19 protein-coding genes and 1 pseudogene are annotated in these 21,659 nt (G+C 63.3%); 9 read left to right on the plus strand and 11 right to left on the minus strand.

Annotated elements, in window-relative coordinates; translation table 11 throughout:
* Positions 1–51: 51 nt before the first annotated feature.
* The gene (locus GYM54_RS15545) at positions 52–1,446 is read right to left on the minus strand and encodes a DUF2868 domain-containing protein (protein ID WP_371924050.1); all 1,395 of its coding nucleotides are present in this window, start codon (positions 1,444–1,446) and stop codon (positions 52–54) included.
* A 199-nt stretch (positions 1,447–1,645) separates the two neighbouring features.
* On the opposite strand from GYM54_RS15545, the gene GYM54_RS15550 reads away from it, so the two are divergent.
* Positions 1,646–1,891, plus strand: coding sequence for a DUF4282 domain-containing protein (locus GYM54_RS15550; RefSeq protein WP_131649465.1), 246 nt, complete (start codon positions 1,646–1,648; stop codon positions 1,889–1,891).
* 37 nt (positions 1,892–1,928) lie between these two features.
* On the opposite strand, the gene GYM54_RS15555 is transcribed toward GYM54_RS15550, so the two are convergent.
* Positions 1,929–3,050, minus strand: coding sequence for a glycerophosphodiester phosphodiesterase (locus GYM54_RS15555; RefSeq protein WP_181099459.1), 1,122 nt, complete (start codon positions 3,048–3,050; stop codon positions 1,929–1,931).
* A gap of 150 nt (positions 3,051–3,200) precedes the next feature.
* Here GYM54_RS15555 and GYM54_RS15560 point away from each other — a divergent pair, with 150 nt between their 5' ends.
* Positions 3,201–3,716, plus strand: a complete 516-nt coding sequence (locus GYM54_RS15560) for a dihydrofolate reductase (protein ID WP_181099461.1) — start codon at positions 3,201–3,203, stop codon at positions 3,714–3,716.
* Positions 3,717–3,801: 85 nt separating this feature from the next.
* A pseudogene (locus tag GYM54_RS15565) lies at positions 3,802–4,448 on the plus strand (YitT family protein).
* On the opposite strand, the gene GYM54_RS15570 reads toward GYM54_RS15565, so the two are convergent.
* Positions 4,445–4,900: a metallophosphoesterase family protein gene (locus GYM54_RS15570; RefSeq protein WP_181099463.1), complete on the minus strand. Its 456-nt coding sequence runs from the start codon at positions 4,898–4,900 to the stop codon at positions 4,445–4,447. The pseudogene GYM54_RS15565 and the gene GYM54_RS15570 overlap by 4 nt on opposite strands.
* Positions 4,901–5,003: 103 nt before the next feature.
* On the opposite strand from GYM54_RS15570, the gene GYM54_RS15575 reads away from it, so the two are divergent.
* The gene (locus tag GYM54_RS15575; RefSeq protein ID WP_181099465.1) at positions 5,004–6,104 is read left to right on the plus strand and encodes an NAD(P)/FAD-dependent oxidoreductase; all 1,101 of its coding nucleotides are present in this window, start codon (positions 5,004–5,006) and stop codon (positions 6,102–6,104) included.
* Here GYM54_RS15575 and GYM54_RS15580 read toward each other — a convergent pair whose 3' ends face one another.
* Entirely contained in the window at positions 6,105–7,493 is a 1,389-nt protein-coding gene (locus GYM54_RS15580; RefSeq protein WP_181099467.1) for a uracil-xanthine permease family protein, read from the minus strand.
* A 162-nt stretch (positions 7,494–7,655) separates the two neighbouring features.
* On the opposite strand from GYM54_RS15580, the gene GYM54_RS15585 reads away from it, so the two are divergent.
* Positions 7,656–8,015, plus strand: coding sequence for a DUF1090 domain-containing protein (locus GYM54_RS15585; protein WP_181099469.1), 360 nt, complete (start codon positions 7,656–7,658; stop codon positions 8,013–8,015).
* A 94-nt stretch (positions 8,016–8,109) separates the two neighbouring features.
* Here the strand turns inward: GYM54_RS15585 and GYM54_RS15590 are convergent, their stop codons facing one another.
* The 3 genes from GYM54_RS15590 to GYM54_RS15600 form a co-directional block, all read right to left on the minus strand.
* Positions 8,110–9,651 (minus strand): nucleobase:cation symporter-2 family protein, encoded by a 1,542-nt coding sequence (locus tag GYM54_RS15590; RefSeq protein ID WP_181099471.1) that lies wholly within the window; start codon positions 9,649–9,651, stop codon positions 8,110–8,112.
* A 334-nt stretch (positions 9,652–9,985) separates the two neighbouring features.
* Entirely contained in the window at positions 9,986–11,824 is a 1,839-nt protein-coding gene (ilvD, locus tag GYM54_RS15595; protein ID WP_181099474.1) for a dihydroxy-acid dehydratase, read from the minus strand.
* Between the two features lie 286 nt (positions 11,825–12,110).
* Complete coding sequence (locus GYM54_RS15600; RefSeq protein ID WP_181099476.1) at positions 12,111–13,472, minus strand: dicarboxylate/amino acid:cation symporter; 1,362 nt, start codon at positions 13,470–13,472, stop codon at positions 12,111–12,113.
* Between the two features lie 253 nt (positions 13,473–13,725).
* Between GYM54_RS15600 and GYM54_RS15605 the strand changes: the two genes are divergently transcribed.
* Positions 13,726–15,567 (plus strand): ATP-binding protein, encoded by a 1,842-nt coding sequence (locus tag GYM54_RS15605; RefSeq protein WP_181099478.1) that lies wholly within the window; start codon positions 13,726–13,728, stop codon positions 15,565–15,567.
* Entirely contained in the window at positions 15,560–16,915 is a 1,356-nt protein-coding gene (locus GYM54_RS15610; RefSeq protein WP_181099480.1) for a sigma-54 dependent transcriptional regulator, read from the plus strand. Before GYM54_RS15605 ends, GYM54_RS15610 begins: the two co-directional genes overlap by 8 nt.
* Positions 16,916–17,068: 153 nt before the next feature.
* Here the strand turns inward: GYM54_RS15610 and GYM54_RS15615 are convergent, their stop codons facing one another.
* Both GYM54_RS15615 and GYM54_RS15620 read right to left on the minus strand, forming a co-directional pair.
* Positions 17,069–18,265, minus strand: coding sequence for a class I SAM-dependent rRNA methyltransferase (locus tag GYM54_RS15615; protein ID WP_131649478.1), 1,197 nt, complete (start codon positions 18,263–18,265; stop codon positions 17,069–17,071).
* Positions 18,266–18,613: 348 nt separating this feature from the next.
* Positions 18,614–19,153 (minus strand): type 1 glutamine amidotransferase domain-containing protein, encoded by a 540-nt coding sequence (locus tag GYM54_RS15620; protein WP_131649479.1) that lies wholly within the window; start codon positions 19,151–19,153, stop codon positions 18,614–18,616.
* A gap of 180 nt (positions 19,154–19,333) precedes the next feature.
* Between GYM54_RS15620 and mutM the strand changes: the two genes are divergently transcribed.
* Positions 19,334–20,146: a bifunctional DNA-formamidopyrimidine glycosylase/DNA-(apurinic or apyrimidinic site) lyase gene (gene mutM / locus GYM54_RS15625; RefSeq protein ID WP_131649480.1), complete on the plus strand. Its 813-nt coding sequence runs from the start codon at positions 19,334–19,336 to the stop codon at positions 20,144–20,146.
* 112 nt (positions 20,147–20,258) lie between these two features.
* Positions 20,259–20,600 carry a multidrug transporter gene (locus tag GYM54_RS15630; RefSeq protein WP_131649481.1) on the plus strand — a complete coding sequence of 114 codons (342 nt, stop codon included), beginning with the start codon at positions 20,259–20,261 and terminating at the stop codon, positions 20,598–20,600.
* 119 nt (positions 20,601–20,719) lie between these two features.
* Here the strand turns inward: GYM54_RS15630 and GYM54_RS15635 are convergent, their stop codons facing one another.
* Entirely contained in the window at positions 20,720–20,971 is a 252-nt protein-coding gene (locus GYM54_RS15635; protein WP_131649482.1) for a YfhL family 4Fe-4S dicluster ferredoxin, read from the minus strand.
* Between the two features lie 137 nt (positions 20,972–21,108).
* On the minus strand, positions 21,109–21,591 hold the full coding sequence (gene coaD / locus GYM54_RS15640; protein WP_131649483.1) for a pantetheine-phosphate adenylyltransferase: 483 nt from the start codon (positions 21,589–21,591) through the stop codon (positions 21,109–21,111).
* Positions 21,592–21,659 lie beyond the last annotated feature (68 nt).

The following is a 21,659-nucleotide window of genomic DNA, read 5'->3' on the forward strand; positions in this document are numbered from 1 at the left end:
GGTGGCTCAGCATTGGCGGGTTTCATTCGTCCGGCGATTTCGACGTGGTCATCAGTCATGACCGCTCTCCAGCCAAATCAATGGCGCGCTGCAGGAATGGACTATCCCAAGGCTATCCAGCGCCTGCCGCCAGTCCTCCAGGCGGTGACTATCCAGCGCCTCGCCGACTGGTGCCTGCAACAGCCAGACCCGCGTCTCATTGGCGCAACGGCTCAATTCGCCGATCAGGGCAAGCGTGCCGCGATCCGGCGAGCGACGCGGGTCGCAGGCGATGGCCAAGCGCTGCGGTGGAAACCGAGTCAGCTGATCGAGCAATCGACGGCGTTGCTCCCGGTCGTCCAGCACGCCGGCATCGGCGACCGAGTCAGGCAGCTTCGGTGGCCACGGGCGGCTCTGGTCCAGTTCGATGGCCACGAGAACGGCGCCTTCGCTGCCGTTCAATTGAGTGCCGAGGCTTGGGGCATGCAGTTGGGTCGGTGCCGCGTCGCTGACGCCGAGACGTTCGCTGGGCGGTTGCAGCCGCTCGCGCAGCAGGCGGTAGGCGGGCAGTTGCAGATCCAGACGCAGCTGCGCACGACCGCGTCGCCAGCGCCACAGGCAGAACAGCGCCAGCAGTAGCCGCGGCAGCAGCCCATAGATGAGCACCACGCCCACCAGCCAGCCGGCCCAGTTCTGACGGGCGTTCTCGAGGTCGTTGCTCAGCGCACCACTAGCGCGAATCTGGTCGATATCGGGGACGCTGAACCCCAGCAACGACGGCAGAGCGCCGAGCGCCTGGGTCAGCCCGACGAAGGTGCCTTCGCCGAGTATGGTGGTTTCCCAGACGAAGCCATAACGCCGCGTGGCCAGTAGCGCCAGCAGGGTAACGAGCGCGCTGGACATCGCTAACAGCCACAGGCCATGCACACCCAAACCCAGCAGCCAACGCCCGAGGCGACGTCGTTCGAGCACCGCCAATAGCGCCGGTGCCAGTTGCACGGCGCGTGCGTCGCGGGCGAGCTTTTCGCTGAGCCAGAGCCACAATCGTCCCAGCGCGCCGCCGCTGTCGCCGGCCAGAGCGAAGCCAAGCAGCCAGCCGAGCAGCGTTAGCAGATTCAGCCCGAGCAGACTGCCCAGCGCCCAGAACACATTGACCGGTTGCTGCCCATCGCCAAGCGCTGCCCACGCCAGCCCGGCACCGGTGAGCAGCGCGAGCAAGACCAGCGCGAAGCCGGCTAGACGCGCGCCCTGCCACCAATGCTTCTGGGCCTCGATCAGCCCGTCGCGGTGGGCCAACCACAGCGCGCGTCGCTCGATCAGCTCGGCAAGATCGCCGCCCTGCGCACGAGCTTGGCGGTTGGCTTCGGCATCGTCCAACGGCCCTGCGTGTTCTTCGCGCAGACGCACGGCTTCGGTCAGCCAGAGGCGGTCGAGGGGGTCGGGTAGCGGCAGGTGAGGTGCGGGCACACGGCTTCTCATAGTGGACGGCTCGGTCCTGAGAATAACCGGTGCCGATCCGAAGGGTGAAATGGCTATCCAGCTGGAGCGCCGGCCGACTCTGTTAGCATCCGCCGCCGATCATCCCGCGGTTCGCCGCATCATCTGCCAGAAATTCGCCAAGCGGCGCTTTGTCTGCCGCTCCTGTGCGCTTCAAAAGGACGTTGCCATGAAAGACATCTTCTTTTTCGACTCCATGCTGACGCCGAAGATCATTATCTTCATCTACTGGTTGGGCTTGATCAGCGTGGTCGTCGGGGCGATCGCCACGATGTTCAGCGATTACGGCGGAGGCTTCTGGTCCGGCCTGGGTGTGCTGCTGTTCGGCCTGATTGGTACGCGGGTCTGGTGCGAGCTGCTGATCGTGCTGTTCAAGATCAACGAGAACCTGCAGAAAATCGCCAATCGTGAGTGATCGGCTGAGGGCGGCGTCCTTGCCGCCAGAGTGCTAGTTATTCGCCCTGGGAGCGTACTTTCACCGCGACATCCGGGTGATCGATGAACAGCCCGTCGATGCCCGCATCAAGGAATGCACGGATTTCCGTTTCGATGTCGCCGCGATCGGCGGGCGAGTCACCGGCGCGCAGATTGGTCGGCAGGAAAGCGTTCTCGGCTCGGAAGGTGTAGGGATGCACCTTGAGTCCGGCGGCGTGGGCGTTCGGGACGAAGTCGGTGGCTTGGCCCAGGTTGCCGTTGGCGTCGCGCGGGATGATGTAGCTCTTCTCTGGCCCGACGCCCGCTGCGTATTGCGCGATGGTCCTGAGCCCTTCGGCGGTGGCCATCTGTGCGTAGGTCAGGTCGCTGCCGCGCACTTGCTGGTCGTACGGCTGGCCGCCGCCGAACAGCTGAACCAGACGCAGCTGCGTCAGGCGGCTCAGGGTTTTCAGGTTCTCCACCTCGAACGATTGGATGTACACCGGCGCGTTGCGTCCGGCGTAGCCGTTGCGGTGCAGCGTGCGCACCAGCGGCTGCTCCATGGTCAGGCCGAGCTGTTGGAAATGCGTCGGATGCTTGGTTTCGATGTAGAGGCCGATGCGTCGGCGCTCGCTCAGCTGCAGGGTTTTCACCAGGTCGATGATTTCCTGCAGCGTGGGGATTTCCAGGCTGCCATCGAGACGGGCGTTGCCGGGGCGGATGTCCGGAATGCGCTCGATGGCGCGCAGGGTCTTCAGCTCGGCCAGGGTGAAGTCTTCGCTGAACCAGCCGGTCAGGCTGACCCCATCGACCATCTGCGTGCGCTTGCGATCGGCAAATTCAGGGTGCTGGGACACATCGGTGGTCAGCCCGAGTTCGTTGTCGTGACGGGCGACCAGCTCTCCGTCGCGTGTCATCACCAGGTCCGGCTCGACGTAGTCGGCGCCCTGCAGGACGGCCAGGGCGTACGAGGCGAGCGTGTGCTCGGGAACGTAGCCGCTGGCGCCGCGGTGGGCGATCACCAGAGGATGGGGTTCGTTGTGGTTGCCTTGCAGCTTCGCCTCGCTGGCCGAGTTTGGGGAGGCAGCGAAGGCGACTATCGGCAACAACAGGCCGCAGGCGGTGAACCAGTGGCGCAGGGTGAGAGTAGAGCGGACCATGGGGCGTCTCCGTGGGAGGGGAGCGATCAGCCTGAAGCGTAACAGTGACGCCCGCTTGACGCTTCGGTGGAACGAACATGACGGTTCGATGTTATTGACGTTAATTCGACGCCACTGACTGCCCGTGGGCCCTCTGCTATTCTCGCCGCCATGACTCAGACCTCCCTTCCCCTCGCCATGATCGCCGCGCTCGCGGAAAACCGTGTCATTGGCCTCGACAACCGCATGCCCTGGCACCTGCCGGCCGATCTCAAGCACTTCAAGGCGATGACCCTCGGCAAGCCGATCATCATGGGTCGCAAGACCTGGGATTCGCTTGGGCGGCCGTTGCCGGGGCGGCTGAATCTGGTGATCAGCCGTCAGCCGGATCTGCAACTCGAAGGCGCCGAAACCTTCGCCAGTCTGGACGCTGCGCTGGTTCGCGCCGAGCAATGGGCGTGCGAGCAGGGTGTCGACGAACTGATGCTGATCGGCGGTGCGCAACTTTATGCCCAGGCGCTGGGCCAGGCGCAGCGCCTGTATCTGACCCGTATCGAAGCCGCTCCTGACGGCGATGCGTTCTTTCCGAGCTTCGACGAAGTCGAATGGCAGCGCAGCGACTGTCAGACGCATCCCGCCGAGGGCGAGGCGCCGGGCTATCGTTTCGAGACCTGGCAGCGGCGCTGAATCACCCATCGTTCCTTGATCGACGCCAAGTCTTCGCCTGGCGTCAGGCTCTATGCTTTTCGCTCGTTTGCCACGAGACATTTCCATGCAGAACAACAGACCGGACGCCGGCCAGGCGATGACGATCGCGGCGATATTCGTGCGCCATCCGCTCTGGGAGGATGCGTTGGCCTTGGCGCTGGGCACCGCGATGGTGGCGCTGGGCATCGCCTTCTATAGCCATGCGGGACTGCTGACCGGCGGCACGGTGGGCCTGGCCTTTTTGCTCAAGTATTTCGCCGGTTGGCCCTTCGGACTGGTGTTCTTCACGCTCAACCTGCCGTTCTACCTCTTGGCGATCTGGCGCATGGGCTGGAGTTTTACCCTGCGCACCGTCGTTGCGGTAGGGCTGGTCTCACTGCTGGCCGAGTTGACGCCACACTGGATCCGCTTCGCCGAATTGAACATCTACTACGCGACGCTGTTCGGCGGCTTCGCCATGGGCGTCGGCTGTTGATGCTGTTCCGCCACCGCGCCAGCCTTGGCGGGGTGAACATCCTGGCGTTGTATCTGCAGGAACGCATCGGCATGCGCGCGGGCACCTTCCAGATGGGTATCGATGCGCTGATCGTGCTGGCGGCAGTCTTCATCGTGCCGCCGGAAAAGGTCGTGCTATCCGTGCTCGGTGCGGTGGCGCTGAATCTAGTGCTGGCGATCAACCATCGTGCCGATCGGTATATGGGCGTCAGCTAGCCCAGCGTAACCAGCTGCGGGCGGGGCTGGCCGTCCTCGATGTCCAGCAACGCCAGGCTGATCGGCAGCGTGAAGCGGCGCCGCCCGGCACTGCCCGGGTTGATGTAGAGCACGCCGTCGATCTGCTCGATCTTCGGCTGATGGGAATGCCCGGCGATCACCACGGCGATACCGGCGTCGGCAGGGTTCAGCTCCAGTTCCTTGAGATCGTGCAGCACGTGTATGCGCAGCCCGCCAAGCTGCAGATCCAGCCGCTCGGGGATCTCGGCGGCCCATTCACCGCTGTCGACATTGCCGCGAATCGCGTCCAGCGGCGCCAGCTCTCGCAGCGCGTCGAGAACTTCCGCCTTGCCGATATCGCCGGCATGGATGAGGCGGTCGCAACTTTTCAATGCGGTCACCGCTTCGGGCCGAAGCAGGCCGTGGGTGTCGGAAATGATGCCGATGCGCATGCGGACTCCTGTCGTTCGAGTGTGCTCCAGGTTAAGGCAACCGAGACTTGGCCGCGGTTCGATGTTGCGGCAGTCTGATGCTCGAACGAACAGAGGCGAGTCAATGGAACGAGTCGATTGCATCGTCATCGGGGCGGGCGTGGTGGGGCTTGCGGTGGCACGGGCACTGGCGCGAACCGGGCGTGAGGTGCTGATTCTGGAAGCAGAGGCGGCCATCGGCACGGGCACCAGTTCGCGCAATAGCGAAGTCATTCATGCCGGCATTTATTATCCGCAAGGCTCGCTGAAGGCGCGGCTGTGCGTGGCCGGGCGAGATGCGCTCTATGACTTCTGCGACAGCCACGGCGTGCCTTATCGGCGCTGCGGCAAGCTGATCGTCGCGACCGACGAGTCGCAACTGGCCGGACTCCAGGCGCTCCAAGAACACGGAGCGGCCAACGGCGTCGAGGATTTGCAACGGCTCGATGCCGACGAGTTGAAAGCGCTGGAGCCGCAGCTCAATGCCATCGCGGGACTTCTGTCGCCGAGCACCGGCATCGTCGACAGCCACTCGCTGATGCTGGCGCTGCAGGGCGACGCCGAGCGTGCAGGTGCATTGCTGGCGCTGCGTGCACCGGTGGAGGCGGTCGAGGTTTTGGATAGCGGGTTGCGTGTCGATATCGGCGGGGATGAACCGATGACGCTGATCGCGTCGGCCGTGATCAACTGCGCCGGGCATTCAGCGCCGGTGATCGCCGCTCGGACCCGCGGCCTGCCTGCCGATGCGGTGCCAACGCGCTATTTCGCCAAGGGCAGTTATTTCAGCCTGGCGACGGCGACGCCCTTCCGGCATCTGGTTTATCCGCTACCCGAGCCTGGCGGGCTGGGCGTGCACCTGACGTTGGATTTGGGTGGTCAGGCCCGCTTCGGCCCTGACGTGCAGTGGGTCGAGTCACTCGATTACGATCTGGACGCCCGTCGCGCCGATGGTTTTTACGCTGCCATCCGGCGGTATTGGCCTAGGCTGCCGGATGGCGCGCTGCAACCGGCTTATACCGGCATCCGACCGAAAATCAGCGGCCCGGACGAGCCGGCGGCGGATTTTCGGATCGACGGCCCGGCGCAGCATGGCATCGCCGGGTTGGTGCATCTGTTCGGCATCGAGTCGCCAGGGCTGACCGCAGCCTTGGCGATTGCCGACGAGGTGTGCCAGCACCTCTGGTGATCAGGCCTGTTCGTGCGTCGTCTCTGGCGACTCGGGCAGGAACCAGTTCATCAGCAGTGCGCAGATGCCGCCGGTGGCGACGCCCGATTCCAGTACGTTGCGCAGCGCCGCCGGCAGGTTCGCCAGAAACTCCGGCACTTGGGAAAAGCCCAGGCCGAGCGCCAGGGACACCGAGATGATCAGCAGCGCGCGGCGATCCAGCTGAACACCCGCGAGGATATTGATGCCCGCCGCCGCCACCGCACCGAACATCACCAGCACGGCCCCGCCCAGCACGGGTTCGGGCACCGCTTGCAGCACGCCGGCGACCGCTGGGAACAGGCCGAGCACCACCAGCATCACGGCGATCCACATGCCGATATAGCGGCTGGCAATGCCGGTCAGCTGGATGATGCCGTTGTTCTGTGCGAACACCGAGCTGGGGAAAGTGTTGAAGATGCCCGCCAGCAGCGAGTTGGCGCCATTGACCAGCACGCCGCCCTTGATGCGCTGCATCCACAACGGGCCTTCGACCGGCTGACGCGAAAGCTTGCTGGTGGCGGTGATGTCGCCGATGGCTTCCAGCGAGGTGACCAAGTAAATCACCACCATTGGGATGAACAGGCTCCAGGAGAAGCCCAGGCCGAAGTGCAACGGCATCGGGACTTCGAACAGCTCCGCTTCGCGCATGCCGGTGAAGTCCAGACGACCGAGGTAGGCGGCCAGCGCATAGCCGATGGCCAGCGCAATGATGATCGCGCAGCTGCGCAGCCACACCACTGGCAACCGGTTGAGCACGACGATGGCTGCCAGCACCACGCCGGACAGCAGCAGGTTCTCGCGGCTGGCGAAAGTGCCGTCGCCCATGGCCGCGTAACCGCCGCCCATGCTGATCAGGCCGACCTTGATCAGCGTCAGGCCGATCATCAGCACCACGATGCCGGTCACCAATGGCGTGATCAGACGTTTGATAAAGGGCAGGACGCGCGACACGCCCATCTCAATGAAGGAGCCGGCAATGACCACGCCGAAGATCGCCGCCATCACGCCTTCCACCGGCGTACCTTGTCCTACCATCAGCACGCCGCCGGCGATCAGCGGTCCGACGAAATTGAAGCTGGTGCCCTGCACGATCAGCAATCCGGCACCCAGCGGGCCGAAGCGTTTGCACTGCACGAAGGTGGCGATGCCGGAAATCACCAGCGACATGGACACGATGATGTTGGTGTCGCGCGGCGACACGCCGATGGCCTGGCAGATCAGCAGGCCGGGGGTGACGATGGGCACAATGATTGCCAGCAGATGCTGCAGCGCGGCGAGGAAGGCGATCCAGGGACGCGGGCGGTCGTTGAGCCCGTAGACCAGTTCGTCTGGCGCTTCGGGGGCGGTTTTAGTGTCGGGAGCGCTCATGGCCGTCCTTCCAGGCGAAAAGAGCGCGATTCTACTGACCAGGATGCCGTACGGACAGTGCGGCGTTCGGGGGCCTTGAAGGCTTATCGCGGTTATTTTCCGCAACCTGTTACATCGATACGACTCCTACAATGACCGAAGCTCAATCGAGGAGTGCTCCGAATGAAAATCGCCGTTGCAATGACACTGCTGTCGCTCGTCACCGGGTTGGCCCACGCCCAAGAAAGCTGTGCCAGCAAGGAAGCGGACATTCTCCGCCAGCTGGAGCATGCCCGCGAGCAGGGCAGCGCCGGGCGTATTGGGGGGTTGGAAACCGCGCTGGGCAAGGTCCGGGCGCACTGCACCGAATCGGAGCTGCGGGCTGAACGGCAGGAAGATATCGACGAGGCGCGGGAGGAGGTCAGCGAGCGCGAAGCCGATTTGCAAGAGGCGTTACGTGATGGCGATCCGGAGAAGATCGAAACACGCGAGCGCAAGCTGGCCGAAGCCAGAGAAGAGTTGCGCGAGATACTGGAAGATTAGGGTTGGCGTAACAGCGACAGTGTCGAACTCTGCATAAAACAATGCCCGCCTCGATGAGGCGGGCATTGTTTAATCGGGCTCTCGTGCGGCGACCTTATCCGCTGGTCGGCACCGCCTCCGTCATCTTGGCTTGCGGTGGCTGCTGCGTGGGTGCGCCGTGGTCGTCAGGGGCAATCACTGGCACCTCGTTGCCGTCCACGTCAAACAGTTTGCCATCGCGGAAGTGGTCACCGTCGTGCAGCGCGGCGATATCCTGGAAGCGCAGGGTGCGTTCGTTGCCGGCGGCGAATACCGACTGCTGGTCCGAGTTGCCGGCGGTCAGGTGGTTGAACAGCAGATTCAACAGGATCGCCATGATTGCCGCCGAGCTTATGCCCGAGTGGAAGATGGTCTCGAACCAGGCCGGGAAGTGATGGTAGAAGCTGGGCGCAGCGATCGGGATCATGCCGAAGCCGATCGAGGTGGCGACGATGATCAGGTTCATGTTGTTGCGGTACTCGACCTGCGCCAGGGTACGGATACCGGCAGCGGCTACGGTGCCGAACAGCACGATGCCGGCGCCGCCGAGCACTGCGGTGGGTACGGCGGCAACCAGGCGACCCATCACCGGCAGCAGGCCGAGCGTCACCAGAATCAGGCCGGCGCTGGCCACCACGTAACGGCTCTTGATGCCGGTGACGGCTACCAGGCCCACGTTCTGGGCGAAGGCACTCTGGGTAAAGGAGCCGAAGATCGGTGCCAGGCTGCTGGAAATCATGTCCGCACGCAGGCCGTCGCCCAGACGCTTGGAGTCGACCTTGGTGTCGATGATTTCGCCGACCGCGAGGATATCGGCGGAGGTTTCAACCAGCGTGACGATGACCACGATCAGCATCGACAGGATCGCGGCAAACTGGAATACCGGTGCCCCGAAATGCAGCGGTGATGGCAGGGCCACGACCGGCCCGTCCAGTACACCAGAGAAGTCAGCCATGCCGAAGAACACGGCGGCGACGGTACCGACCACCATAGCCAGGAGGATGGACAGACGGGATATGGTGGCGCTGCCAAGTTTGCTCAGCAGCAGTACGCACGCCAGGGTGAAGCCCGCCAGGCCGATATTGGCCATGCTGCCGAAATCCGGTGCCTGACTGTTGCCACCCATCGCCCAGCGCGCCGCGACTGGCATCAGGGTCAGGCCGATCGTCGTGATGACGATGCCGGTTACCAATGGCGGGAAGAACTTGGTGATGCGCGAAAACACCGGCGTGATCAGCAAACCGATCAGCGAGGCGGCAATTACCGCGCCGAACACCACCGGAAGCCCCCCGGCGCCATCGCTTCCGATGATTGCGATCATCGTTGCCACGCCTGCGAAGGATACGCCCTGTACCAGCGGCAGCTGGCAGCCGAAGAACGGCAGGCCGAGCGTTTGCAGCAAAGTGGCCGCACCGCCAGCGAACAGAGAAGCGGCGATTAGCAGACCGATTTCGGCCGGCGACAAACCGGCTGCCTGACCGACGATCAGCGGCACCGCAACGATGCCTCCGTACATGGTCAGGACATGTTGTAGGCCATAGGCCAGGTTGGCACCAACGCCGAGGTTCTCGTCCTCTGGACGCTTCTCCGACGGGGTGCTGACGGATGAGACTGTCATGGTGATCCTTTCTGGCTGTTGTTCTTGTGCTCCTAATGTAGACAATTCGTTACCAGGATTACTAGGCTTTTGTATACATTTATGTTTTCTTCAGTTTGTCATCATTGTGCGCCGATCAACGGCAATCAGGTCGTTTAAATACGGCACTAGATATCTTCACGAAGAGAGCAATGAATACGAAACGACGAGTGGCAGCCGCAGATGACCTGTTTTGGCAGCTGAGCGGAGGATGTTGGCAAAGAACGACGAAGGGAATTTTCCAGCCTTGCGCTGGCTTCGCGAAAATGACGAGCCCGGCACAAGGCCGGGCTCGATAACGGTAACGGCGTAGCGGTTAGTCTTCCAGCATCGCCTTGTTGCGCACCGCGCCCTTGTCGGCGCTGGTGGCGAGCAGTGCGTAGGCCTTGAGCGCCGTGGTCACCTTACGTGCGCGTGGTGCGGCGGGTTTCCAGCCTTTCTTGTCCTGCTCGATGCGGCGGTGCGAAAGCTCTTCATCGCTGACCTGCAGCTGAATGCTGCGGTTGGGGATGTCGATCAGCACCTTGTCACCGTCGCGTACCAGGCCGATGGCGCCGCCTGCAGCGGCTTCTGGCGAGGCGTGGCCGATGGACAGGCCCGAAGTACCGCCGGAGAAACGGCCATCGGTGAGAAGGGCGCAGTCCTTGCCCAGGCCCTTGGACTTCAGGTAACTGGTCGGATAGAGCATTTCCTGCATGCCCGGGCCGCCTTTCGGGCCTTCGTAGCGGATGATGACGATGTCACCAGCCTTCACTTCGTCATTGAGGATGCCCTTAACAGCGCTGTCCTGGCTCTCGAAAATCTTCGCGGTGCCTTCGAACACATGGATGGATTCATCCACGCCTGCGGTCTTCACCACGCAGCCGTCCAAGGCGATGTTGCCGTAGAGGACGGCCAGGCCGCCTTCCTGCGAGTAGGCGTGCTCGACGCTGCGGATGCAGCCTTCCGCGCGGTCCAGGTCCAGGGTGTCCCAGCGGGTCGACTGGCTGAAGGCCGTCTGCGTCGGGATGCCGGCCGGGCCTGCCTTGAAGAAGGTGTGCACGGCTTCGTCCTGAGTCTGGGTGATGTCCCACTGGGCGATGCCATCGGCCAGCGTCTTGCTATGCACGGTCGGCACGTCAGTGTGCAGCAGGCCGCCACGGGCCAGCTCCCCAAGAATGGAGAAGATACCGCCGGCGCGGTGCACGTCCTCCATGTGGTACTTCTGGATGTTCGGCGCGACCTTGCACAGCTGCGGCACCTTGCGGGATAGGGCGTCGATGGCGCGCAGGTCGAAGTCGACCTCGGCTTCCTGGGCGGCGGCCAAGAGGTGCAGGATGGTGTTGGTCGAGCCGCCCATGGCGATGTCCAGGGTCATGGCGTTCTCGAACGCGCGACGGCTGGCGATGTTGCGTGGCAGGACCGACTCGTCGCCTTCACCGTAATAACGCTGGCACAACTCGACGACGGTACGGCCGGCGCGCAGGAACAGCTGCTCGCGGTCGCTGTGGGTGGCCAGGGTCGAGCCATTGCCGGGCAGAGCGAGACCCAGGGCTTCGGCCAGGCAGTTCATCGAGTTGGCGGTGAACATGCCGGAGCAACTGCCGCAGGTCGGGCAGGCGCTGCGCTCGTACTCGGCGACCTTCTCGTCGGATGCGCTTTCGTCGGCGGCGATGACCATGGCGTCGACCAGATCCAGGCCGTGGCTGGCCAGCTTGGTCTTGCCGGCTTCCATCGGGCCACCGGAGACGAATACCACCGGGATGTTCAGGCGCAGCGCCGCCATCAGCATGCCGGGGGTGATCTTGTCGCAGTTGGAGATGCAGACGATGGCGTCGGCGCAATGGGCGTTGACCATGTACTCCACCGAGTCGGCGATGATCTCGCGCGATGGCAGCGAATAAAGCATGCCGTCGTGGCCCATAGCGATGCCGTCATCGACCGCGATGGTATTGAATTCCTTGGCGACGCCGCCGTGCTTCTCGATCTCGCGGGCGACCAGCTGGCCCAAATCTTTCAGGTGCACGTGGCCAGGCACGAACTGGGTGAAGGAGTTGGCGATGGCGATGATTGGCTTCTTGAAGTCTTCATCCTTCATGCCAGTGGCGCGCCACAGCGCGCGGGCACCGGCCATGTTGCGGCCGTGCGTGGAGGTTTTCGAGCGGTAATCAGGCATGGCAATCGTCCTGCAAAGGCTGGTCAGGTTGTGCGTATGGTGAGCGTGCTGCTCGCCCGAGGCAAACGGAGTGGATGTCTGTCGGGGCGGGGCCGGATGGTCAGGCGGGATCGCCGCTGCTTCGGCCAGGCTCTTGAGTCCGCCTGAGGTGGGGCAGGAACGGTGATTCTAAGCCCAGGCAGCGCGGTGGCGAAAGGCATGGTCGTCTACTGCTCGTGAATGGCAGCGCGTTGAACATATAGCACGACACCCGAGCAAGTCGGGCGTCGTGGCGGGCAGTTGGCGATCAGGCCGTTTGTGACAGTGCGTCTGGTGCTTGTGCTGGCGCTGCTGCCGGTACGGCAGGCGTCGTGCCGGGGCGGCCCAGGGCTTTGGCCATTTGCTCCTTGTCGAGTTCGCCTTCCCAGCGGGCGACGACGATGGTCGCCACTGCATTGCCGACCAGATTGGTCAGCGCGCGGCATTCGGACATGAAGCGGTCGATGCCAAGGATCAGCGCCATGCCGGCCACCGGCACCGCCGGCACGACTGAGAGGGTAGCGGCCAGGGTGATGAAGCCGGCGCCAGTGATGCCGGCCGCGCCTTTGGAGCTGAGCATGGCCACCAGCAGAAGGGCGATCTGATCACCCAGCGACAGCGGAATGTCGGTGGCCTGGGCGATGAACAGAGCCGCCAGGGTCATGTAGATGTTGGTGCCGTCCAGGTTGAACGAATAACCGGTGGGCACCACCATGCCGACCACCGAACGCTTGCAGCCGGCCTTCTCCATCTTGTCCATCAGCGTCGGCAGCGCGGCTTCCGAGGAGCTGGTGCCGAGCACCAGCAGCAGCTCTTCCTTGATATAGCGGATCAGCGCGAGGATCGAGAAACCGTTGTAGCGCGCCACCGCGCCCAGCACCACCAGCACGAACAGCAGTGCTGTGATGTAGAAGGTGCCGATCAGCATCGCCAGGTTGGCGATCGAGCCGATGCCGTATTTGCCGATGGTGAACGCCATGGCGCCGAAGGCACCGATGGGGGCTGCTTTCATCAGGATCGATACCAGCTTGAACACCGGCGCAACCAGATCCTGCAGAAAGTTGACCACCGGCTTGCCCTTGTCGCCGACCAGCGCGAGGGACACACCGAACAGCACGGAGAAGAACAGCACCTGCAGGATGTCGCCGGAGGCGAAGGCGCCGACGATGGTGGTCGGGATGATGTTGCTCAGGAAGCCGACGATCGACTGTTCATGCGCCTTCTGGGCGTAATCGGCGACCGCTTTCGGGTCCAGTGAAGCCGGTTCGATATGCATGCCGGCGCCGGGCTGGATCACGTTGCCGACGATCAGCCCGATGATCAGCGCCAGGGTCGAGAAGGTCAGGAAGTACAGCATGGCCTTGCCGGCGACGCGGCCGACCTTTTTCATGTCGGACATGCCGGCGATACCGGTGGCGATGGTGAGGAAGATCACCGGCGCGATGATCATCTTGACCAGCTTGATGAAGGCGTCGCCCAGCGGCTTCATCTCCTCGCCGACCTGCGGATAGAAGTGGCCCAGGGCGATACCGACGATGATCGCGGCGATGACCTGTACGTACAGATGCGCGTACAGCGGGGTTTTCTTGCCAAGTGGCAGGGAATCGGTGTCGGTTTGCGCAACGATCATTTTTATTCTCCAGGGCCTGCAGGCCAGGTTCATGGGGAGGTCGACGCCTCGTCATGTTCCTAATGGCAAATGTCGCGCCAGTTCTGTATGGACATATAACTATTTGATTTATATCGTTAATCTCATGGCATTCAATACGCTTCGTCGATTCTTTGTGCGGAAACTCGCACGCCAGCGTTGCTGGTTGTGTGGTTTTCTGCGCAGAATCTGCGCCCTAACCACGACTGAATCTTCACCTCAATGAAGCGGAGCCATGATTAGCAAGGCCGCCTTGCGCCGTCGCCATCGGCGAAACGGGTGGATATTCGGCTTGCTGGCTGCGGTGCTGGTGGGCGTAGCGCTATGGCTGGCCGGTACGCACGGCCGCACCGAGGCCTACGCGGCGCTAAGCGAACGCGCCCAGCAGGCCGCCGAGCTGCAGAGCGCCTTGTTGCGCACGGTGCTGGAAAAGCAGCGCTCGCTGCCGTTCGTGCTGGCCGGCGACCGCGATATCCGCGACGGCCTGCTTTCGCGCGATGCCCAGGCGCTTCGGCGCATCGATCGAAAGCTGGAGGCGCTGCTTCCCGGCACCCAGGCGTCGGTCATCTACCTGCTCGATGTGAATGGCATAGGCGTGGCGGCGAGCAACTGGCGAGAACCCACCAGCTTCGTGGGCAGCCGTTACGACTTTCGTGCCTATTTCCGCGACGCGCTGGCACATGGCAGCGCCGAGCATTACGGCTTGGGCAATGTCAGCTTGCGGCCGGGTCTGTACATTTCGCGCCGCGTGGAGGGACCATCCGGCCCGCTGGGCGTCATCGTGGTCAAGGTCGAGTTCGATCCAGTGGAGCGGGATTGGGGCCGCTCCGACGGCATCACCTATGTGGTTGACGAGCGCGCCATCGTACTGGCGACCAGCATGCCGCAGTGGCGCTTCATGGCCGTGGCGCCCATCGAGCCCCGGCGCAAGGCGGCGATCCGCGAGAGCCTGCAATTCGGTGATGCGCCCCTTGCTCCCTTGCCGATCACGCCTCGCGAGAGCGGAGCCTTCCCCGATATCGTCCAGGCATGGCTGCCCGGTCGCGAGCATGCGGAGGAATATCTGCGCATCGATACCGAGGTGGTCGGCACTCAATGGCGGCTCAACCTGCTGCTGCCCAGCGAGGCGGCGGTAGCCAAGGCCATGCGGGAAAGCCGCACGGCCACGCTGTTCGCCCTGTTGCTGCTGCTCGGTGCCGGCGGCTTGCTGCTGTACCGGCGGCAGAAGAGCGATGAACGCGTCGTGGAGCACCAGCATGCCCGCACCGAACTCGAGCGTCGCGTACTCGAACGCACCCGCGCATTGAGCGAGGCGCATGACCAGCTGCAGATGCAGATCGACGAGCGTCTCAAGGCCCAGACCAGTTTGCAGACGGTGCAGCAGGAACTGGTGCAGGCCAACCGCCTGGCGATCCTCGGCCAGGTGGCCGCCGGCGTGGCCCATGAAATCAACCAGCCGGTGGCAGCCATCCGCGCCTATGCCGATAACGCCCGCACCTATCTGGGCCGTGGCGACCAGGCCGGTACGGACCGCAAACTCGAACAGATCGCCGGCCTGACCGAACGCATCGGCACCATCACCGACGAGCTGCGGACGTTTTCTCGCAAGGGCAGGGTAAAGGCCGAACCGACTCGGCTGGACGAGGTGATCGAGGGCGCATTGCTGCTGCTCGGCAGTCGCTTCCGTCAGCGCTACGGCTCCATCGACACGCGCATGCCGACGCCTACGCTTCGCATCATGGGTACGCGCATTCGCCTGGAGCAGGTGCTGATCAATCTGTTGCAGAACGGTCTGGAGGCCGTGGAAAGCCGGCCGGATGGGCGTGTCGAGGTCAGCGTGGTGGAGGCCGAGGAGTGGGTCGAGCTGATCGTCAGCGACAACGGCAGCGGCATACCGTCGTCGATCATGGAAGCGCTGTTTACCCCCTTCAACACCTCGAAGCCCGCAGGGCTGGGGCTCGGGCTGGTGATTTCCAAGGACATCGTCAGTGACTTCGGCGGGCGTATCGAAGTCACCAGCAGTCCGCAGGGCACCCGTTTCACTGTTTATTTGCAGAAGGCAGCCGAGCATGAATGATCGCCCGCAAATCGCGTTCGTCGACGATGACGCCGAATTGCGCAATGCCAATCAGGAAACACTGGAGCTGGCCGGCTTCGAGGTCTTTCCGTTCGCCGATGCCGAAAGCGCGCTGGCCTTCATCGGCGCCGATTTCCCCGGCGTGGTGGTGAGCGATATCCGCATGCCGCGCGTCGATGGTCTGCAGTTGTTCCGCCGGCTGCAGGCGCTCGATGAAGACCTGCCGGTGATCCTCATTACCGGCCATGGCGATATCCCCATGGCGGTCGAGGCGCTGCAGAACGGCGCTTACGACTTCATCGCCAAGCCCTACGGCGCCGACCGGCTGGTGCAGAGCGTTATGCGCGCGGCGGAAAAGCGCCGGCTGGTGCTGGAGAACCGCACCCTGCGCCTGGCCGCGGAGAGCGCCGAGGAATCGCTGCCGCTAATCGGTCAGACCCCGGCCATGGAGAACCTGCGGCGGACCATCCGCCACATTGCCGATACCGAAGTGGACGTGTTGATCGCCGGCGAGACCGGCAGCGGCAAGGAGGTGGTCGCCAGCCTGCTGCACGAGTGGAGCAGCCGGCGCAGCGGCCATTTCGTTGCGGTCAACTGCGGTGCGCTGCCGGAAACCATGATCGAAAGCGAGCTGTTCGGCCACGAGGCCGGGGCGTTCACCGGCGCGCAGAAGAAGCGCATCGGCCGCATCGAGCATTCCAGTGGCGGCACCTTGTTTCTCGACGAGATCGAAAGCATGCCGCCGGCCGCCCAGGTGCGCCTGCTGCGAGTGTTGGAGCAGCGCAAGATCGATCCGCTGGGCAGCAACGAGAGCCGCGAGCTGAGCCTGCGTATCGTCGCCGCATCGAAGATTGACCTAGGCGACCCGGCGCAGCGCGGCGATTTTCGCGAGGACCTGTACTACCGACTGAACGTGGTCACGGTGTCGATCCCGCCGCTGCGCGAGCGTAAGGACGACATCCCGCTGTTGTTCGCCCATTTCATGCAGCGCGCCGCGGTGCGTTTCGGCATCGAAGTGCCGCACGTCTCGCAGGAGGTCAGCCGTTACCTGTTCCAGCACAATTGGCCGGGCAATGTGCGTGAATTGGCGCATTTCGCCGAGCGGCTGGTCCTTGGGCTAGGGGAGCTGACCACGCTCCCGCTCGGGGCGCCCGCAGAGGTCGGCGACGCCAGCCTGCCCGAACGCCTCGAACGCTACGAGGCGGACCTGATCCGCGAGGCGCTGCTGGCCAACGCCGGCGACGTGCGCTCCACGATCGAGGCGCTGGGCATACCGCGCAAGACCTTCTACGACAAGCTGCAGCGCCACCGGATCGATCGCGGCGAGTACGTCAGAAAGGGCGAGTAGGGCGTTTCAGGACGTTAGGGGGTTGTTGGTATTCCGCCAAGCCCAACGGATCGTAGCCGTGAAGCGAACATCACTTCCGATGCCCAGCATGACTCGAAGTAGGGTGCGCATAGCGCACCTACAAAACCGAGGCGCCATCATTGTGCGGAGCGATCAGGCGTTGGGCAGCAACCGGCAGGTCAGGCTCTTGATATAGCGAGTCTCGGGGATCGCCGGATGCACCGGATGATCCGGGCCCTGGCTGCCACGTTCGAGCAGCTGAATGTTGCGATCCAGATGACGGGCGCTGCCGAGCAGGATGTTCTGCAGGTTGTCTTCCTCCAGATGCATCGAGCAGCTGGCGCTGACCAGGATGCCGTCCTTGTTGAGCAGGCGCATCGCGGTTTCGTTAAGGCGGCGATAGGCGGCCTCGCCGTTCTTCAGGTCCTTCTTGCGCTTGATGAAGGCAGGCGGGTCGGTAATGACCACGTCGAAGCGCTCTTCGGCGTTCTTCAGCTCTCTCATCGCCTCGAAAGCATCGCCCTCGATGCAGGTCATCTTCTCCGCCACGCCATTGAGTGCAGCATTACGCTCGACGCCATCGAGGGCGAAGGCCGAAGCATCGACGCAGAACACCTCGCTGGCACCGAAGGCGGCGGCCTGCACGCCCCAGCCGCCGATATAGCTGAACAGATCGAGCACGCGCTTGCCCTTGACGTAGGGCGCCAGGCGCGCGCGATTCATTCGATGATCGTAGAACCAGCCGGTCTTCTGGCCTTGCAGCACCGGCGCTTCGAATTTCACGCCGTTCTCTTCCAGCGCGACCCACTCCGGCACCACGCCGAAGGCGGTGTCGACGTAACGTTCAAGGCCCTCAGCATCACGGGCGCTGGAGTCGTTCTTCCACAGCACGCCACGCGGTTTGAGCACCTGGACCAGCGCTTCGAGCACGGCATCCTTGTTGCGCTCCATGGTCGCCGAAGCCAGCTGCACCACCAGATGATCATGGAAGCGGTCCACGACCAGGCCTGGCAGCAGGTCCGAATCACCGTAGATCAGGCGGTAGCAAGGCTGATCGAACAGGCGCTCGCGCAGGGAAAGTGCAACCTGAATGCGATGTACCAGCAGCGACTTGTCCAGGCTGTGCTTGAGGTCGCGTGACAGCACGCGGGCGCAGATCAGGTTGTTCGGCGACACACCGACGATGCCCAGCGGCTTGCCGCCGGCGGCCTCGAGAATCGCCTGGTCACCGGCGGCGAAGCCGTTCAGCGGCGTGGCAGCGGTATCTACCTCGTTGCTGTAGACCCACAGATGACCGGCGCGCAGGCGGCGATCGGCGTTGGCTTTGAGGCGCAGGCTGGGCAGGGTCATCGGAGGGCTCCCGGAAAAAGGCGGGCATTGTATAGGAGTGGCAGGTTGCAAGCTTCTGGTTAAAAGCCACGGCTATGTCTGGATCGGCTGTTGCCTAAGCGGCTTTTTGAGTGGGCAGGGCCTGGCAGGGCATGAGCGGCGATCCGCTAGACCGCGTTGGTGGGCTGAAGCGGAACGCGGCCCGGCCATCCTCCAGGCTGTAGCGACGTCCGTAGGGTGTGCTTTAGCGCACCGGAGTCATTCAGCCCTGCCCGCATCGTATTTGGTGGGCTGAAGCCCACCCTACGAGACTGGAAGCTGGACGAGTACTGTGCAGATATTCGTCAAGCCTTCAGCCTCAAACGGCTCTTATGCTGCTAGCGCCTCGATCAGTGCCTTACTGAATGCCGGGATGTCGTCCGGCCTGCGACTGCTGATCAGGTGTCCGTCGACCACCACCTGCTCATCGACCCAGTCGGCACCGGCGTTTTTCAGGTCGTCGGTGAGCGAAGGCCAACTGGTCATGCGTTTGCCCTTGACCAGGCCGGCGGAAGCCAGCAGCCAGGCGCCATGGCAGATCACCGCGATGGTCTTGTTCGCCCGTGCGGCATCGCGCACCAGTTTCTGGGCCATTTCGTCGGTGCGGATCGTGTCGGAGTTCACCACCCCGCCGGGCAACAGCAGTGCGTCGTAATCCTCCATGCGGATGGCGTCGAAGGTCCGGTCGACATGGAATTTTGTCGCCGGAGTGGTGTGATTCCAGCCGGTTACTTCGCCATTGGACGATGAAATGATCTCGGCGGTCGCGCCGGCCTTCTCCAGCGCTTCCTTCGGGCCGGTCAGCTCGACTTGCTCGAAACCGTCGGTCACCAGAATCGCCACGCGTTTGCCTTTCAGGGACTCGGTCATTTGGTTTCCTCCTGGTCGGTTTGATTTTGTCTACTTGAAATCCGACCATGAGCTCAGCCAAAGTTCGCACCTATTTGCTGATGGCCTTGCGCCATCCGTTCGGCTGATTTGCTTGCAGCCGGAAGCCCGCCGCTCTACCTCCATGCTAGGATTCGGCGGTCCTCGATCTGCCCGATAGCCATGCCTGAACTACCTGAAGTCGAAACCACTCGCCGTGGCATCGCGCCACATCTCATAGGTCAACGCGTCAGCCGTGTCATCGTGCGCGAGCGGCGGCTGCGCTGGCCGATCCCGGAAGATCTCGATGTGCGGCTGTCCGGCCAGCGCATCGAAGCGATCGAGCGCCGAGCCAAGTACCTGCTGATAAAGGCCGAGGCGGGCACCTTGATCGCTCACCTGGGGATGTCCGGTAGCCTGCGGCTGGTTCCGGCGGATCTACCTGTGGGCAAGCACGAGCACGTCGATATCGTCCTGGAGTCCGGCATGGCGCTGCGCTACACCGATCCCCGACGTTTCGGTGCTCTGCTCTGGAGCGATGAGCCGCTGAGCCATGCGCTGCTTGCCAATCTCGGTCCGGAGCCACTCGATGATGTGTTCGATGGCGATCGTCTGTTCCAGATGTCACGCGGGCGCAGCATGGCGGTCAAGCCGTTCATCATGGATAACGCGGTGGTGGTGGGCGTCGGCAACATCTATGCGAGCGAGGCGTTGTTTGCCGCTGGGATCGACCCACGGCGGGCTGCCGGTGCCGTTTCGCGGGCGCGTTATCTGAAGCTCGCCGCCGAGATCAAGCGCGTGCTCGCTCATGCCATCGAGCGCGGCGGCACGACATTGCGCGATTTCGTCGGTGGCGACGGTAAACCCGGTTATTTTCAGCAGGAGCTATTCGTCTATGGCCGTGGCGGGGATTTCTGCAAAACTTGCGGTTCGACCCTGCGTGAGATCCGGCTGGGTCAGCGGGCCAGTGTCTACTGCGGCCGCTGTCAGCGATGACCGGCGGCTGCGCAGGCATTGACGGCGTTCACGATCAACAACGGCCGGCCGCTGCTATAGTGACCGCCACAACAATCATCTGCCTCGTTTCGCCCAGCTGAAGGACCACACCATGAATCTGTTTCGTTCCACTGCTGTTGCTTTGGCCCTGACCACTGGTCTGTTGACTATGCCGGCTCAGGCGCAATCGGTGCAGCAGAACGCCAGCGGCGATCCCATGTATACCGTTGAAGCGCCCAAAGCCTTTTCGATCGTCGGCGATCTGCTGATTGCGCGGCCTTTATTGATCGCGGCGACCGTCGTCGGTGCCGGCCTGTTCGTCGTCAGCCTGCCATTTACCGCCATGGGCGGCGGCATCAAGGAAACCGGCAAGGCGCTGGTGGTCGAGCCCGGTGCTGCGGCCTTCGCCCGCTGCCTGGGTTGTACCCGCGTCGGTTACAACCGCCAGGATTGATCGCGCTGCCATCGGATCGAGGCCTCGGTCCGCTTTGCTTTTTCCCCACGGCTTCGCCGCGTTACCGCGTGCGAAGCCGTGTTGCGTTGGGCAGTAAAAAATTGCGAGCGGCTGGGTGATCAGGCTTTGCCGGTGATGATCATGTACTTCTGCATCAGCTCGGCCTTGCTTTCGACATTGCTCGCATCGAGGGGAATGCAGTCAACCGGGCAAACCTGCTGGCACTGCGGCTCATCGTAATGGCCGACGCATTCGGTGCAGAGGTTGGGGTCGATGACGTAGATTTCCTCGCCCTGGGAAATCGCGCTGTTCGGGCACTCGGGCTCGCACACGTCGCAGTTGATGCAGTCATCGGTGATTATCAGGGACATCCAACTAGCTCCAGCTGCGGCATGACCGCAGCGCAGGTAAAAACGACGCGCAATTTTGCCGCATCGGCTCGCCCGGTGCACGCGGCAGTGATCACCCTTCGGTGGCCAATCGTCCGTCTCCCGAAATCTGGGATGCCTTAGCGCGAGGCGTAGCGCTCGGTCAGCGCCTTCATCACGGACGGATGAACGAACTTCGAGACGTCGCCGCCGAGCCGGGCGATTTCGCGCACCAGCGTCGAGGAAATGTAGGAAAACTTCTCTGACGGTGTCAGGAAAAGGCTTTCCACATCCGGAACGAGCTGGCGGTTCATGTTGGCCAGTTGGAACTCGTATTCGAAGTCGGAGACCGCACGCAGACCGCGTAGCAGGACGTTGGCCTTCTGCTCGGCGACGAAGTGCGCCAGCAACGTGGAGAAGCCCATCACCTTGACGTTCGACAGATGCGAAGTGACTTCTTGCGCCAGTGCTACGCGCTGCTCCAGCGGGAACAGGGGGTTCTTGTTGGGGCTGGCAGCGACCGCAATGATCACCTCGTCGAACAGGCGTGAGGCGCGTTCGACCAGGTCGGTGTGGCCCATGGTGATCGGATCGAAGGTTCCCGGATACAGCACTCGATTCATCGCGGCGTCCTGACGCATGCGTGGGGGTTGGATGGTAGCGGCTCGGTAACGGCAGCGTAAAGCATCAA

This window comes from Pseudomonas sp. MTM4 (assembly GCF_019355055.1).
Classification (GTDB): domain Bacteria; phylum Pseudomonadota; class Gammaproteobacteria; order Pseudomonadales; family Pseudomonadaceae; genus Stutzerimonas.